This window comes from Trichothermofontia sp., from assembly GCF_053493415.1.
Map to the genome: position 1 here is coordinate 1 of NZ_JBRCAD010000187.1, position 14,334 is coordinate 14,334.

16 protein-coding genes, 1 pseudogene and 1 riboswitch are annotated in these 14,334 nt (G+C 51.1%); of the genes and pseudogenes, 8 read left to right on the forward strand and 9 right to left on the reverse strand.

Annotated elements, in window-relative coordinates; all coding sequences use genetic code 11:
- Positions 1 to 253: pseudogene (locus tag ACWIUF_RS16465) on the forward strand (PD-(D/E)XK nuclease family protein); the annotation flags it as partial.
- Between the two features lie 276 nt (positions 254 to 529).
- Positions 530 to 2,164 (forward strand): alpha-D-glucose phosphate-specific phosphoglucomutase, encoded by a 1,635-nt coding sequence (locus tag ACWIUF_RS16470; RefSeq protein WP_448573611.1) that lies wholly within the window; start codon positions 530 to 532, stop codon positions 2,162 to 2,164.
- A 173-nt stretch (positions 2,165 to 2,337) separates the two neighbouring features.
- Here ACWIUF_RS16470 and ACWIUF_RS16475 read toward each other — a convergent pair whose 3' ends face one another.
- A complete protein-coding gene (locus ACWIUF_RS16475) occupies positions 2,338 to 2,787 on the reverse strand; it encodes a DUF4278 domain-containing protein (RefSeq protein WP_448573612.1) in 450 nt (149 codons plus the stop codon).
- Positions 2,788 to 2,835: 48 nt separating this feature from the next.
- A riboswitch (Glutamine riboswitch) is annotated at positions 2,836 to 2,928 on the reverse strand.
- Between ACWIUF_RS16475 and ACWIUF_RS16480 the strand changes: the two genes are divergently transcribed.
- From ACWIUF_RS16480 to ACWIUF_RS16500, 5 genes are all read left to right on the forward strand, one after another.
- Positions 2,899 to 3,153 carry a hypothetical protein gene (locus tag ACWIUF_RS16480; protein ID WP_448573613.1) on the forward strand — a complete coding sequence of 85 codons (255 nt, stop codon included), beginning with the start codon at positions 2,899 to 2,901 and terminating at the stop codon, positions 3,151 to 3,153. Its footprint overlaps the riboswitch before it by 30 nt.
- Positions 3,154 to 3,414: 261 nt before the next feature.
- Entirely contained in the window at positions 3,415 to 3,813 is a 399-nt protein-coding gene (locus tag ACWIUF_RS16485) for a hypothetical protein (RefSeq protein WP_448573614.1), read from the forward strand.
- Positions 3,814 to 3,818: 5 nt separating this feature from the next.
- A complete protein-coding gene (locus ACWIUF_RS16490) occupies positions 3,819 to 5,195 on the forward strand; it encodes a TldD/PmbA family protein (RefSeq protein ID WP_448573615.1) in 1,377 nt (458 codons plus the stop codon).
- Positions 5,196 to 5,234: 39 nt separating this feature from the next.
- A complete protein-coding gene (locus ACWIUF_RS16495; protein WP_448573616.1) occupies positions 5,235 to 5,528 on the forward strand; it encodes an acylphosphatase in 294 nt (97 codons plus the stop codon).
- A 78-nt stretch (positions 5,529 to 5,606) separates the two neighbouring features.
- Positions 5,607 to 5,930, forward strand: a complete 324-nt coding sequence (locus ACWIUF_RS16500; protein WP_448573617.1) for a hypothetical protein — start codon at positions 5,607 to 5,609, stop codon at positions 5,928 to 5,930.
- Positions 5,931 to 6,128: 198 nt separating this feature from the next.
- Here ACWIUF_RS16500 and ACWIUF_RS16505 read toward each other — a convergent pair whose 3' ends face one another.
- Both ACWIUF_RS16505 and ACWIUF_RS16510 read right to left on the reverse strand, forming a co-directional pair.
- On the reverse strand, positions 6,129 to 7,508 hold the full coding sequence (locus ACWIUF_RS16505) for a cation:proton antiporter (protein WP_448573618.1): 1,380 nt from the start codon (positions 7,506 to 7,508) through the stop codon (positions 6,129 to 6,131).
- A gap of 207 nt (positions 7,509 to 7,715) precedes the next feature.
- Positions 7,716 to 7,955 carry a hypothetical protein gene (locus tag ACWIUF_RS16510; RefSeq protein WP_448573619.1) on the reverse strand — a complete coding sequence of 80 codons (240 nt, stop codon included), beginning with the start codon at positions 7,953 to 7,955 and terminating at the stop codon, positions 7,716 to 7,718.
- A 392-nt stretch (positions 7,956 to 8,347) separates the two neighbouring features.
- On the opposite strand from ACWIUF_RS16510, the gene ACWIUF_RS16515 reads away from it, so the two are divergent.
- The gene (locus tag ACWIUF_RS16515) at positions 8,348 to 8,998 is read left to right on the forward strand and encodes a leucine-rich repeat domain-containing protein (protein WP_448573620.1); all 651 of its coding nucleotides are present in this window, start codon (positions 8,348 to 8,350) and stop codon (positions 8,996 to 8,998) included.
- A gap of 285 nt (positions 8,999 to 9,283) precedes the next feature.
- Here the strand turns inward: ACWIUF_RS16515 and ACWIUF_RS16520 are convergent, their stop codons facing one another.
- The 6 genes from ACWIUF_RS16520 to ACWIUF_RS16545 all read right to left on the reverse strand — a co-directional run bounded on the left by ACWIUF_RS16520 (position 9,284) and on the right by ACWIUF_RS16545 (position 14,175).
- Positions 9,284 to 10,519, reverse strand: coding sequence for a hypothetical protein (locus ACWIUF_RS16520; RefSeq protein ID WP_448573621.1), 1,236 nt, complete (start codon positions 10,517 to 10,519; stop codon positions 9,284 to 9,286).
- A gap of 598 nt (positions 10,520 to 11,117) precedes the next feature.
- Complete coding sequence (locus ACWIUF_RS16525) at positions 11,118 to 11,348, reverse strand: AAA family ATPase (RefSeq protein WP_448573622.1); 231 nt, start codon at positions 11,346 to 11,348, stop codon at positions 11,118 to 11,120.
- 62 nt (positions 11,349 to 11,410) lie between these two features.
- Positions 11,411 to 11,659, reverse strand: coding sequence for a CopG family antitoxin (locus tag ACWIUF_RS16530; RefSeq protein WP_448573623.1), 249 nt, complete (start codon positions 11,657 to 11,659; stop codon positions 11,411 to 11,413).
- A 43-nt stretch (positions 11,660 to 11,702) separates the two neighbouring features.
- Positions 11,703 to 12,218 carry a hypothetical protein gene (locus tag ACWIUF_RS16535; RefSeq protein WP_448573624.1) on the reverse strand — a complete coding sequence of 172 codons (516 nt, stop codon included), beginning with the start codon at positions 12,216 to 12,218 and terminating at the stop codon, positions 11,703 to 11,705.
- Positions 12,219 to 12,220: 2 nt separating this feature from the next.
- Positions 12,221 to 13,270 carry an AAA family ATPase gene (locus ACWIUF_RS16540; RefSeq protein WP_448573625.1) on the reverse strand — a complete coding sequence of 350 codons (1,050 nt, stop codon included), beginning with the start codon at positions 13,268 to 13,270 and terminating at the stop codon, positions 12,221 to 12,223.
- Positions 13,271 to 13,374: 104 nt separating this feature from the next.
- Entirely contained in the window at positions 13,375 to 14,175 is an 801-nt protein-coding gene (locus ACWIUF_RS16545) for a hypothetical protein (RefSeq protein WP_448573626.1), read from the reverse strand.
- Between the last annotated feature and the right edge of the window lie 159 nt (positions 14,176 to 14,334).

The window sequence follows — 14,334 nt, forward strand, 5'->3', positions numbered from 1 at the left end:
CCCCACCCCACCCACCGCCGTCACGATCGCCTACAGTGCGGCGCAGCACGAGAGGACAACGCACGATCTGACCCACCTGCTCCAGCGTCTCTCTGATTGGCACGATCGCTATCAACGGGGGGAGGATTTTCCCCAAGTGGCGGAAAAGCTTGGGATCTGTCCCGCCTGCCATTTTGTCGCCCGGTGTCAGCGGGAAAACCGGCAGGATGAGGTTGTCCTGGATCTAGGGGCGATCGCAGAAGTGCCCCTCTGAGTTCAGGGGCAACCTTAGACCCCTGGTTGATTGACATCCCTAAATCCCCTAGTGGGAGAAAGGACTGCCATGCCAAAACCGGCTGCAAAAGCCCCTCGCCCGCTCTGGGCGAGGGATTGGGGTGAGGGCGGTTCGAGTTTTGTCGCCAATCAGCCCTAGACCCTGCATCGGGGCAGCGGTCAGAAAGTGAAGCACATGCCCGACAATAGGGAATAGGCGCTGGAACTGGCTCCTGCTATTCAGTCGCGCTATTCTTACATCGCAACTTGGTAAATCATGGACATTCGGATCGTATCCACCCAACCCTTTCCCGACCAAAAACCGGGTACTTCTGGACTCCGCAAGTCCGTCCCCGTTTTCCAGACTCCCCACTACCTGGAAAATTTTGTCCAGTCGATTTTTGACACGATTGGCAACCCCGCAGGCCAAACCTTGGTTCTCGGTGGGGATGGGCGCTACTACAACCGAGAAGCGATCCAGATCATTCTGAAAATGGCTGCTGCGAATGGTTTTGCCAGGGTTAAGGTCGGGTATGCCGGTATTCTCTCCACTCCGGCGACCTCCTGCGTGATCCGTAAGTATAAAACTATGGGGGGTATTATCCTCTCGGCTAGCCATAACCCTGGGGGACCCACGGGTGACTTTGGGGTGAAATTCAATACCGAAAATGGCGGCCCCGCGCCGGAAAAGGTAACGGAAGCGATCTATGCCTGCAGTAAGGAGATTCGTGAATATAAAATTCTTGACGCTGGCGATATTGATCTCGATCGCTTGGGCGAATCCCGCCTAGGTAACATGGTTGTAGAGGTGATCGACTCCGTACAGGACTATGCCGCCCTGTTGGAAACCCTGTTTGATTTCGATCGTATTCAGCAATTGCTGAGTGGGGCAGACTTCCGAATGGCCTTTGATGCCATGCACGCGGTCACGGGTCCCTATGCCCACGCCATCCTGGAACGTCGCCTCGGTGCGCCAGCGGGTACGGTTCAAAATGGCATCCCCCTACCTGACTTCGGTGGCGGTCACCCTGACCCTAACCTGGTCTATGCCCATGATCTCGTCAAAATCCTATTTGGGGAGAATGCCCCGGCCTTTGGCGCGGCCTCGGATGGGGATGGCGATCGCAACATGATTCTGGGGGATCACTTCTTTGTCACCCCTAGCGACAGCTTGGCCATTCTCGCCGCTAATGCTACCTTGGTGCCGGGTTATCGGGATGGGTTAGCGGGGGTGGCGCGATCAATGCCCACCAGCCAAGCTGCCGATCGCGTTGCGGCCAAACTCGGCCTAGACTGCTACGAAACGCCGACGGGCTGGAAGTTCTTTGGCAACCTGATGGACGCGGGGAAAGTCACCCTCTGTGGGGAAGAAAGTTTTGGGACCGGATCTAACCATGTTCGGGAGAAGGATGGTCTCTGGGCGGTGTTGTTCTGGTTAAATATCCTCGCCGTGCGCCAACAATCGGTGGCAACTATTGTCCAGGAACATTGGCAAACCTACGGACGTAATTACTATTCGCGCCATGATTATGAAGGTGTGGACAGCGATCGGGCCAATACCCTGATTACCCACCTGCGGGCCAAACTCGGCAGTCTGGCGGGGCAATCCCTAGGCCGCTACCCGGTCGAGTATGCCGACGATTTTAGCTATACGGACCCGATCGATGGCAGTGTCAGTACCCAACAGGGCGTCCGCATCGGCTTTACCGATGGCTCGCGCATTGTCTTCCGCCTATCGGGGACAGGCACCCAAGGCGCTACCCTCCGGCTCTACCTGGAAAGTTACGAGCCGGATACGCGCAAACAAGGCTTAGATCCCCAAGTGGCCCTCGCCGATTTGATCGCGATCGCCGATGATGTTGCCCAAATTCGCACCCTCACGGGTATGGATCAACCTACCGTCATTACCTAACGCCGCCAACCACGTCGATCCCAATCACGGGGGCCAATCACGGGGGGGTGGGCTGCTCCCAGGTGATGCCTGTCAACCGCCAACCTGAGATCAACCCACCCCCCATACTGAAGTACGCCCGCAGGCCCCCTCGGCCCACAACCATCCGGAGACCACTAACCGTGGCAGGACCGTTAGTATGCCAATTGGTCCAATTCCTGCTCTAGCATTTGCACCAACCGGGTATCGCCCTTCTGCCGAGCAACTTCCAGGCGGTGTTCGGTCGAAAGGCGTACATTTTGGCGATGGCGTTGCCACGTTTCGCTCAGCAATTCCCGCTTCGACTTACGGGGAAAATGGAAAGCAGCCACTGCCGCACTTTGGGCCAGAACCCCCTGGGGCACCTCTGGCTGAACTGCTGTTGCCGCCACCGCTTCTGGCGCATGGACTGGCGCATGGAAAAGATGGGCACTATACTGCGCACCACGGTAGGTCAGTTGTACTGGCGACTGCAAAGCAGGTTCTTGCTGGGGACGGTGTCTCCGCCAAACTGCGCCACGATAGATTCCGCCAACCGGTTCCTCAACCACAGGGAGAGTTGAGGGGGCTGGCTCGTAACTAACACCGCGATATGTGAGTTTCATAAACCGTCTTCGCCTCCCAGGCAAAATTAGATATCTAACGTCAATAGAGGCGCGTTCCTTCGGGACAGGTCCCTACTTCCGTCTTCTTCGGTCTTTACCTGGGCTTTACCAGTGGATAAACGCCCGAAAAAGATGAACGAGTTCATTTACTACTGTAGCTTACTTTACCATTTTCTAGGAAAAAGGCATTTTGTATTTTTATTTAAAGATGTGTCAAAAAAGTTTACACTGAGGCAAGGGCAGGCGACCAATTGGCCTCAGGGTAAGGAAATTGGCCGTTTTTACACGCTGCGAGCGTATATCCTTTTAAGAAAGAAATATCAAATTGGCGGTGCTTCTGGCAATGAAAAAATTGTAAAGAAATAATTTTTTTGCCCTAGGAAAGCGGGATGGAATTGTCTTGATCGTTCAGTCAGAGGGATAGGGCTCCGCCCTCAGGGTTCCTGGGGGTCTTGGGTGAGCGGGTGGCCACAGATTCGTCTAAATGGCGTCCGATCGCGGGATGACTGCCGACCAATTCCGCCGGATTTGATAAAAAAGTTAATTATTGCTGAAGCAAATACTCTAGAATGTTTGCCTAAGCTTATTAAAAATTCGGTTGCCGTATACTGCCGCTGTTGCTTCTCCATGTTCCACGTCTTCCATCCCCTTGCAGACTTTTCCCGTAGCCATTGCCTTGGCATTTGCGCCTTTCTCGTGCCCGCCAACCTGGTGACCAGTGCGGTGATTTTGGGGCTAGTCGGTTGGCGTTGGGAGGGCTGGCTGCGTCGGACCACCGTGGGCCTGAGTACTGGATGGGCGATCCTGATGCTGTTGCATGTTTTGAGTTGGTTCGCGATCGGCGTGGTGCAAGTGCCCACCTTTGTCCTGTGTGGCTTAGCCCTAGTGTGTTTGAGTATCAACCTCTGGACGATCGTCCAGCCGGACAGTTTACAGCGCTGCTTGCAAGGTCTGGTCCCACCCGTGATCGCGTGGGGCAAGGGTCACCGGAGGCAGCCCTGCGGTTCCGAGCAGGTCAGCGGCTAAGTTGCTTGACGAGTCACCTCACCGGGAGCGCGATCGTGACCCTGACTACCGCCTCGCCCCTACCCAGTGCTGACGAGGCACTCGCCTTAATTGACGCGGTACTGGCTGAATCGGCAGCAGAGACAGCCTTCGTCAGCTTCAGTGTTGGGGAAGAGGCCCTCAGTCGCTTCTCCGAAAACCAGATGACCCAAAACCTCAGCCGGACGCACCTCAAGCTAACCGTGACGAGTCACTTTGGCCAACGCAGTGGGTCCAGTGCCACCACGGATCTGGATTGGGACTCGCTGCGGAAAACCCTACGGCGCTCGGAAGACTTGGCCCGGATCGCCCCGGTTGATCCAGAATGGGTGCCGCCCCTGCCGCCCCAGGACTATGGCGATCGCCCAGCGGCCTTTGATACGGCTACGGCGACCCTGTCACCGCTCACCCGTGGGCAAGTGATTCAGGCGGTGGGCGATCGGTGTCGGCAGGCGGGGGTAGAAGGGGCCGGCACCTTCAGTACTGAGGCGTCCCTGCTGGCGATCGGAAATTCCCTAGGGTTACGGGCTGCGGGGTGTTGGACAGAAGCCCGTTTTAATCTTACGGCCCGCATTGCGGATGGATCGGCCTGGGATCACCACACGGATTGGGCCTGGGAAGCCTTACCCATCGTTTCCTTAACGGAGCAGGTGATCGCCAAGGCGATGCGATCGCGCCAACCTCGTGTGGTTGCGCCAGGGGTCTATCCTGTGATTCTAAGCGGGGCCGCTGTGGCCGAGTTGCTCAGCTATGTCCTCTGGCACCTGGATGCCCGCAGTGCCGATGAGGGGCGATCGTTCATGTCCCGTACCGATGCCACGGGCAACCCCACCGGGAATCGCCTGGGGGAATTACTCTTCAGTCCCCTCGTGACCCTACACCGAGATCCCAGCCATCCGCGCTTGCAAACCCTGCCCTTTAGTCGAGAGGGTCTACCCCGTCCCTCCTTACCGATTATTCAGGCCGGGGTTCCCCAAACCCTTGCCTACTCACGCTATTGGGCCATGCAGCAAGGCCAGCCGCCCACGGGGTCCCTATTCCCTGCCGTGATGATGGGGAGTGACCACAGCCTGGAAGACCTGATTGCCCAGAGCGATCGGGCGATTCTGATCAGCCGCGCCTGGTACGTGGGCCAGGTCAACAGCCGCACCCTAGAAGTCACGGGCATGACCCGCGATGGCACCTTTTGGATTGAAAATGGGCAAATCGCCTATCCGATTAAAAATTTGCGGTTTAATCAATGTCTGCCAGAGATGCTGCGGGATATTGATGCGCTGGGGACCAGCCAGCGCTATGGTAGCCTTGTGGTACCAGCGGTACGGGTAAAGGCATTCCGGTTTAGTAGCGGTACCGATAGCGTGTAGGGATGCGTGCTGAGGGGAAAATGGCGAGTGAGGCGTGAGATGCAACCCACCGATCCACAGGCAATTGTCTGTGCCCATGTTTGGATTTCTGGCCAGGTTCAGGGCGTCTTCTATCGCGGTGCCACCCAAGCCCAAGCCCAGCAATTGGGGGTGAATGGCTGGGTGCGTAACCTTCGGGATGGTCGGGTAGAAGCTTGGCTTGAGGGCAGTCCAGCCCAGGTCGCCGCCATGATTACCTGGTGTCAGCAAGGTCCGCCCGCCGCGATCGTGGCGCACGTTCAGGTTGAGTACGAAACCCCAACCGCAATCCAGGGCTTTCAAATCCGACGTTAAGGGGCGGTCAGCGGCAGTGGCAGATGTCGCAGCCTTTCTTAGAATGGAGACAGCAATCAGCGCAGCGGGGACATTGAGATGCAAAGCCAAGAGTACGATAGCGTAGTGGCTGGGGAAGAGCCGCGAGTCCTGCAACTCACGTTCTATTTCGTCAATGGCCAGACGGAAACTTTTAATATCTACACCACTGCCGAAGCCGGTAGCCCGCCCCAGGAACTACGCCAGGATATCCGTCGCTTTTTGCGCGAGGATTGGTGGACGTTACACCTACTGGATCAAACGGTGTTTATTCACACCAGCAATGTCCTCAAGGTGGAAATTAAACCCAGACTTGAAGGCTTCCAGGGAGAAGGGGTGTTCCAAGATGCGGAGCGGGTGACGGCCTTCAATCGCTATCGTTAACCCTGCCAACGCTTACCGTTGGGAACACCGTTGCCCAGTCTTTGGGGAAAGTGCCAGTGAGGGGGGGGCTGAGGGACCCGCGATCGCCGCTCCCTCAGCTCGGATCAGGATATCACGTACCGCTAAGGGGGCGGCAGGCGGTGGTATCGGGGCATGGATTCAACAGAGCGAGTGAAGCTTGCTCGGATTGGCCAGCGTCTATCCGCCTGCATCCGGCTTAGTATTCAGATTCGCCGGGGAAGCCGTGTTGGTAAAGACGAAGCGTAGCAGGATAGGGGCCAGAAAGGTGGTGGCAATGACCATCAAAATTAGGGCGGCATCGGTAGCCGAGTCCAAAACGCCTGTTGCTGTTCCTAAGCCCACAAAAATTAAGCCCACTTCGCCTCTGGGGATCATGCCAGTGCCGATCGCTAGCCGATTGACCGGGTCCGAACCCAAGATGGCAAAGCCTGATGCTAGCTTACCCGCGATCGCGACCACAATCAGGAATGTGGCCATCAACAACCCTGGCCAGTTATTGGGTTCCAGGGGGTTAAACAAGCTCAGATCAATCTCGATGCCAATTAGGACAAAGAAAATCGTGGCAAATAACGTTACTAGCGGCTTCATCTCTTCTTCGAGTTGCTTTGCCAACTGGGTACTGCCCATGACCAGACCAGCGGCAAAGGCGCCTAAGGCGGACTCCAAGCGCAGCCCCACAGCCACCATTGCCATGACAAAGATGACCATGACGCCTAACATGACGGGACTGCCTTCCACCTGAAACTTCTGGGCGAGGGCATTAAAGAAGGGGATGCCATAGCGGCTGAGGAGCAGCGCACCCCCCACAAAAAAGATGGCATTCAGGAAAAGATAGGCGATCTGGGAGAGTTCGACGTTGCCTTCCTTAACCAGAGCAACTACAACCGCTAGGATGACGATTCCCAAAATATCGTCTAGAACGGCTGCGCCAATAATAATTTGGCCTTCCTTAGAGGATAGTTGACCTAAATCCTTCAGCACACTAGCCGTAATCCCAATGCTGGTGGCGGTCAGGGCTGCCCCCGCAAATATGGCCACAATGACGGGGGCATGGAAAAGATAGATTAACCCCAACATCCCCAGCATGAAGGGCAAGATAACCCCAACCACAGCGACGGTGGCGGCCTGGGACCCCACGCGGATCATTTCATCCAGATCGGACTCGAGGCCAGTTAAAAATAATAAGCAGAGCAGCCCTAAGTCGCCGATCCGCTCGATGATGATAAACCGCGATTCATAGTCCTCAATAATCTCGGTCGGGGTGGCATGGGAGATAGCCGCGATCACATTCACCAAACCGGGACTCAGACTAGTTGCCGCCTCCCCGGGCACCACCCAGTGCAATCCAGAAATCCCTAGGATAACGCCTGTTAGCAAACATCCTAGAATGGAGGGCAATTTGAAACGAGCCAGGATTTCGGCCAGAAGCGCAGCTAATCCAAAGATCAGGAGGACACGTACCCCGGTGATGAGGAAACTGGCAAGTTCGATATTGGCGTCTTCACCTACATTCGCCAGTAACCAGGGGGTATGGGACAGGGCTAAACTGTTAATCATTAGGTTTGATTCCATGAAGCTTATTCACCCGTGGAAAAGGATACGACCCGATCGCCCAAGTCGATTGCCCAGTCAGATAAAGACGATCGTTAGCAGCATAGTTGGCACAAAGAAAGTCCGCCAAAGCGGACTCTACTTCAAGATAATCATCGGAGAATTGGATCATAACGGAACTCCTAGGAGTGGTGTTCGCGGGGTATGGACTGATCAATGCCAGCCCCAACTCAGCTCTCCTTTATTAATCTTTTCGATAATTAGCGTGCGGTAGAGTTCCATTTCCTGTGGCGTGATTTTGCCATCGTGGGTCGCAACCTGTCGAATCTGAGCCAGCTCCCCTTGGGTAATTTTGCCATCGGCAACAGCGCGATCGATGACAGCTTTCAGTTTATCAAGATCTTCCAACTCTTCGGGGGTTGGGGCTGCTGCTTGGGGTCGAGAAATTTCCATTCACAATCGCTCCCAAAAATTCGATTCTCTCCCAGTGTAAACGAGGTACAGGTGAGGGGCTAACAACTTAATCTTTACTCTAGATGCCCTAGCTATCGGCGGTGGGGTAAGGGCGTACAGTATGATACGATTGAACACCTGAGTCGTCGTCTACCCAGTGGGTCAGCCCGGGGCAAGTGGCTCATAATGGGTCTGGGACGGTACGCATTCCGGTGGATGGCGGCGATTGTGGGGCAAGTGTTGTTCCTGATTGTCGATAGTGTCGATTGCCTTGTTGTTGATTAGCAGAGTAAACAGTCACGCTTATGAGTCGTTGCCTAATGCCGAGTTTTTCAAAAATGTTAGCTACCGGGATGTGTTTAATGGGTTTGTTGGGCGGTCTCGGTACCGCAATGGCTGCCCCTCAAGCTAAACAGGCCAAGACCTTCGATAGTTTTGAAGCGTGGTGTTTGGCAAAGGACGATTTACCTGAAGCCACCCAGCATACGATCGCAGCGCTGATGGATGAGGTAAGTACGAACAATTGTACTCTGGCTGGCATGCAACTGGGTAGTTTTGTCACGCTCAATCTGGCCAGTCAGGAAATTTCTGATCTCGCGCCGCTGGCGGATATGAAAAACCTGCAATTTTTAATTTTGCATGACAATCAAATTACGGATTTAGGCCCACTTTCAGGTTTAACCCAGCTTCGCGTGTTGTATTTGGGGGTCAATCGCATTCGAGATTTGGGTCCTCTGGCGAGTTTGACGAACCTAACACAGCTTTACATGGGTTCCAACCAGATTCAAGATCTACGCCCCCTCAGTGGGTTAGTAAATTTGGAAATTTTATCCCTGCGAGCCAATCAGATTTCCGATATTACGCCCCTGCGATCGCTGCAAAATTTGCATACTCTCTATCTGGAATCGAATCGGATTAGCGGTGCCAACAATACGGTATCGACGCTATTAGCTATGCCGAATCTGGATCGCCTCTATCTTAGCAATAATCCCCTGAGTCGCCGTGTTTGTCCCGATCGTCCGGAGATGGTATGTTTCATCTAGATGGCTATCCTGGCCCCAATCTTACAAGCCGTTATTGACTATTTAGAACAAGCGGTTTGCCCGAGACGGCATTAGCTCAAGCGACCCTGTTTGCGACAATTCCCATGTTGGAATTTTGCGAGAGCTTTAATATTTCTGTCAGTGCGACGTTGTGCTTACATGAAGTGACCACCTGTTTATGGGCACTTCGATTAATCTGGGATGGGGGCAGTTGAACTGCCCCAACCGATTAGGATGATGTTGCCTGGAAGCGCAGGATTGGTATTTTTTGAGATACCCGATAGCCTATCCTTCGCTGGGCTGTAAGGGTTGACCACAGGCGCGGCAGTAATGGGAAAATTTGTAGGTGCGGTGGTGACAATGGGGGCACTCCTGATATTGATCAAAGCCGCAATGGGGACAATAGGGATCAGGGGTACGCAACCGGGCATTACATTGAATACACCGGGATTTTTGGATGCGCTTTTTCGCCTGGACTTGGGAATTAAAAATAAATCGCTGGAGAAACTTAATTAGCCCAAATCCTAGAAGGGGGATGAACAGGATTAAAAGATAGCTGGCAACAAATAAGAGGCCACCAACAAGGGCAACAATCAGATCTATGACCCAGCGAACCAGATTGCCAAACTGGAGAAAGGTAAAGATCTTGATCAGTAAGGGAATGCAGAAAATTAGGAGTAAATGCCAACTCAGGAGAACCTGTAGACCTCGCTGGTGATGTACGGCATTAATGTGCCACCCGTAGGCGATCGCGATCAGGGGAGCTAGGAATAGCAGTTGCAGCAAAAATTGGAGATTGGGGTGCCAGAATTGGGCTGATTCATATCCCCGTTTGAGGCTGGTGTAGCTTTCTGGATTGCCTAGGGCATCGAGATAAGCGATCGCGACGGGGGTAGCGAGTAATTCCTGTTGAATTTGCTTAACCTGTTGTTGCTTTTCCTGGATTTGACGCTGGGCGCTTTCAATATCCGCCTTGGTCTTTGCTGCTGTGGATTGATTAATGGATTGTTCGGGGTCTTGCTCTGCAATTTTTTCGAGCAGCGTTGAATCGTATTGGGCCTGAAGTGTCGCGATCGTTTGTTGGAGTTTGTCGATCTCGGTTTTCAGGGTCGCGATCGTGTCTTGTCGCTGAACATTCTCTGGGGTAGAAACTGCTTGCTTCAGGCGTTTATGCTCAACGCAGAGGGGATTAACGCTACCAATGCGGTGGCGATTGTCAGGGGGGGGTTGCCACGCCTGGGCATCAGCAATGACTTGGGCGATCGTTTGGGTATCAACTTGGAAAGGGTCCTGTCGTTCTCGTTCGTTTTGATAGCTTTGGTAGGCCCCATAGCAGGGAAAAGTTTCCTCTGGACTGAGGGGCCAGTTAGCAATATTATCGAGACCGCTAAAGACATTGATCAGAACAAAAATATCGACCAGGATCAGGATGATTAAACTAACCCGATTGAGGGGTTCCTGGGCGACTTGGGTAGACTTACGCACGAATAGGCGCGTGATGCGTCGAAAAAAGGCCAACATAGGTTAATCCCGGGGCTTCTTTGGATTTCTGTTCTCAGGCTAGGCTCTGAGTCTCTCTAGGAATAACAGTCCTGTGCCAGTTTTGCCAGTGGTTGCTTATCCCAAAACGGCTTTTCGGCTCAGTAGATCGCCAATTGATCATGGGATAGCCGTCTTGGCTGCTTCAGGGGCCGGCAGGATGCTTACCCCACAATTGTTTTTCAATTGACTGAAACTTGTAGGCAATGCTTGTTGTGATCACCTCTATTATCGCTTGACAGTTTGCAGGTTCCAGCGTTTCTTGCTAGGCACAAGTGGGCAGGGTCCGGGTACGATCGGGGGGCTTGCGGTTTCGGGACGATCGTCAACACCATCAGTTCCTCTCCTAATGGCAACTGGTCAAGCTCCTCACAGCAAATCTTAAGGCTTGAGGAGTGGGATCTGGGGTGCTGGCTAATGAACTTTTCCAACTACCCGGAATATCCTGCCTTTCTCCGTTGTCGATTTGTCAGGATGCGATCGGTGACTAATTCTGCTTTATATTTTGTTCCTATGTATAGGAAGCTTGCCACTGTTTTGGAGCTTTATATCCCCAAAAGCCGCTGGCGGTGACGGACATTTAGTTTTGCCCGATCGTGGTTATGAATTCTGGCGATCGCTCATACTGAAAAATATGGGCGAAGGATGAGTTTTCATGGCCAGCTAATCGACAGAGGCAGTGCAGGGCTTGTAAAATCGAGGTTTTCCCTGAACTGTTTTGACCGACTAGGGCATGGAGGCGTGAGCCATCCAGGGTTAGTTGGGTGGAGCGATGGCTTTTAAAGTTGTGGAGCGCGATCGTTTCAATCATGGCAATTCGCAGTGGAGAAATCTTACAAGGATATTAGCATTTTCCTTGAAGTTTGAATTGCCTCATGATGGGGTATGAATCTTTTCTAGGACCCACGCTCGAATTAAGTCTGTGTAATCAATTCCCCGTTGTTGAGCAACTTGTTTAATCGCCTCGACTTCAACTGGTTGTAGATGGATCTGCACGAGACTTTCGCGGACAAAAATAGGTTCTGTCACTTCTTCTAACTGATCTTCAAAATCAGTGAGATCGTGGGTGTCCCAAAATTCAGCAAGTGCCTGGATAGGATGCGATCGAGGAAGTCTTTCCATCTTGACTACTTCACGGTATCAGTTTTCAGTGTATAAGGGTTTGCTATCGTCCCGTTACCGTCCATTGTAAACCCCGCATTTGAGTAGACTCAACTACCATTGGATGGGGATCAATGGGTTTAATCAGAGTACGCAGCTTAAGTTTTAATTTTGCAGGATCAATAGCGCGTGGAAAAAGCTTTGAATGTTTTATGGGTTGTTCAAGGTGTAATACGACCCGTAGCTGTTGACATCGGAAGATCTTTTTGGCGAAATTCTGTTCAGAAGTATCCGATGCATTAATTTTAGCAGGCAGTATTGCTGCAAGTGTACAAAAGACCTTTTGCGCCACTTCATCAGCTAGATCGATTACTTTTGTCCGGCTATGTTGTCGATAATCTTTGGCTTCGATTAGCCATATTACCTCATCATTAATTGCGAAGAGATCAACTGCTTTGATGCCAGTACCAAACTGCATTTTAGAGAACTGGTTACGATAAAAAGCCCATTCATCGTACTTCGTAACTTCCCATGAGCAGAGAAACTGAAATATTAGACTATCTACTTGAATCTCTATCATATTCAGCTTCCGCTATGCATAAACCGATCAGATTGGGCAAGCTCTTCATCAAGTGCGGTGATATCTCCAATCTCATCGACGGCATCTCCTTGGGTTACGACAACTTCATCATGGGCGAAATGTAAGCCAAAGAATCGTGGGTTGAATTGGGTATTTTTCTCGTTAGTGATTAAAATATCAATTTCACGCAGTAGAAACAAACTATGCGTAGCTATAAATACTTGAATTCCTGTTTTACTCAGACTAAGGATACTTTGGGCGACTTGCTTGATGAGTAGGGGGTTGAGGTTGGCTTCAGGCTCGTCCCAGAATAGGAAGCCTTTGTCCATTAGGGTTCCAGTGGCAATTAGACGTGCTAACATGGCGAGCTTGCGTTGACCTTCTGCGACTAAGGGCATCTCAAAGCGACCGCGATCGGTTTTTAAGTAGAAGCGGCCATTTTTATCAAGTTCAATGCTCCCACCCATTGCCTGTTCAAGTGGGGCGATTAACTCCTGGATACGTTTTTCTTTTAGCCCGCGCTGTACGGGCGCACTGAGGAGTAGGCAGGTATCTCGCCAGGTTTCTTCTAGTTCGAGGTAATGACCTTCATAGACTGAGACAAAGTTGGGTGAAATAGTTAATAACTCACGGGTTGGGATATAAGCGGGTGCACTGTCAAGCCAAGCGGTTGGAAGCTGATCGATGACAACTTCTGTCTTACTATTGGTCGAAAAGCTGAAGGCAAAGTCAAATTGCTGATCGGCAAAGTCTAATTTGATATCACATCTTTCGCGTCCTTGTTTTCGTCTAGCTAACCGTCCTAGGAATTCTGGTCGAAAAACATTGATTAGTTTTTCAGCTAAACGGGTTTGCAGTAAGGTTTTTGTTGGTACACTGTTTGTTTGCTTTCGACTTTCTTCCCAATGGGTTGCTAGGGCTGAGTAGGCCAGTTTAAGTAGATGGGTCTTGCCGGTTCCATTTTCTCCAACTATGACATTTAATGCTTTAGAGAATTGGAGATCAGCATTAGAGAAGACTGTGAAATTTTTAATTGTGATCTCATTAAGCATAGATTATTTTCTCATATGTAGATTTAATTTATATTTTAAGTAAGTCTATTAGAACTAGGAATAGAAGGCAAGTGAGGAGATTTACTCATTTGGTCAATTGTAATTTATAGGCTAAGATTTTTTTCTGGTTGTTCTGGGAAGAATGTGCCTCTATGCTGGGCGGAAGCAGTTATGCGTTGTTGTAAAATGGGAACGATCCCTTGCACAGCCATTATAAATTCTTGCCAAGAGGATTCAATGGCACCATTGAGTTCATCTGAAATCCAGATAATATTCTCATCTTGGATTAAATACCCATATTCTTGAATTGCGTATAGACGTAGGAGTACAATGTCTTTCAAATAGCTTTCTCGTAATGAAATAAATTCTTCATAGGAAACTTCAACTCGAAAGTCATTTATACGCAGGTCGATAGGTTCACCCAGATCGGCTGAAAGGGCAAGCATTAACCTATAATTATCAATTTCTACCCCACACCGCTGAATATACCCGCGTAGTAGGGAAGAATGCATAATATTTTTTATGGGGTTTCTAGAGGCTAGTAATCCCTGAAGATAGGTCCATTTTTGGCTGCTGATCTTGTAATAAATAGCAACTTCGTGAACATATATATCAAATACGTTATTTTCCCAGACGTATTTTTCAGAGTAGTTTTTTTGCTCTTGAGGAAAATGGGTATAGTAATAGACGATACCATTGGTCTTTGCGAAGATGCGGGCGTGTTCCCTGTGCCCTTGTTCGGCAAGAAAGAGGGGTAAGTCTTTTCTTCTAAAAAATTTGCAAGTTGTGTGGGAGGCTTGGAGCAGGAGGGAGTTGTATTTTAAACAAAAGCCATGCCTAGAGCCGATGTCTTGGTACTGGGAAGGGTTATAGATGCAGTTGTCACAGGTATAAAGATTTCGCATTGGGTTCAAACCTTATGGAACAGAAGTGTTGAAAGTTAGGTTAAGCGATGGAAAAAAGGGACAGAATGCAGTATTCTGTCCTCTAACAAATAAAAAATGATGTTCTATGATAGCCTCATTCCCGAAGCTTGTCAAATTGATCTTGAAGCAGCTTTGTCC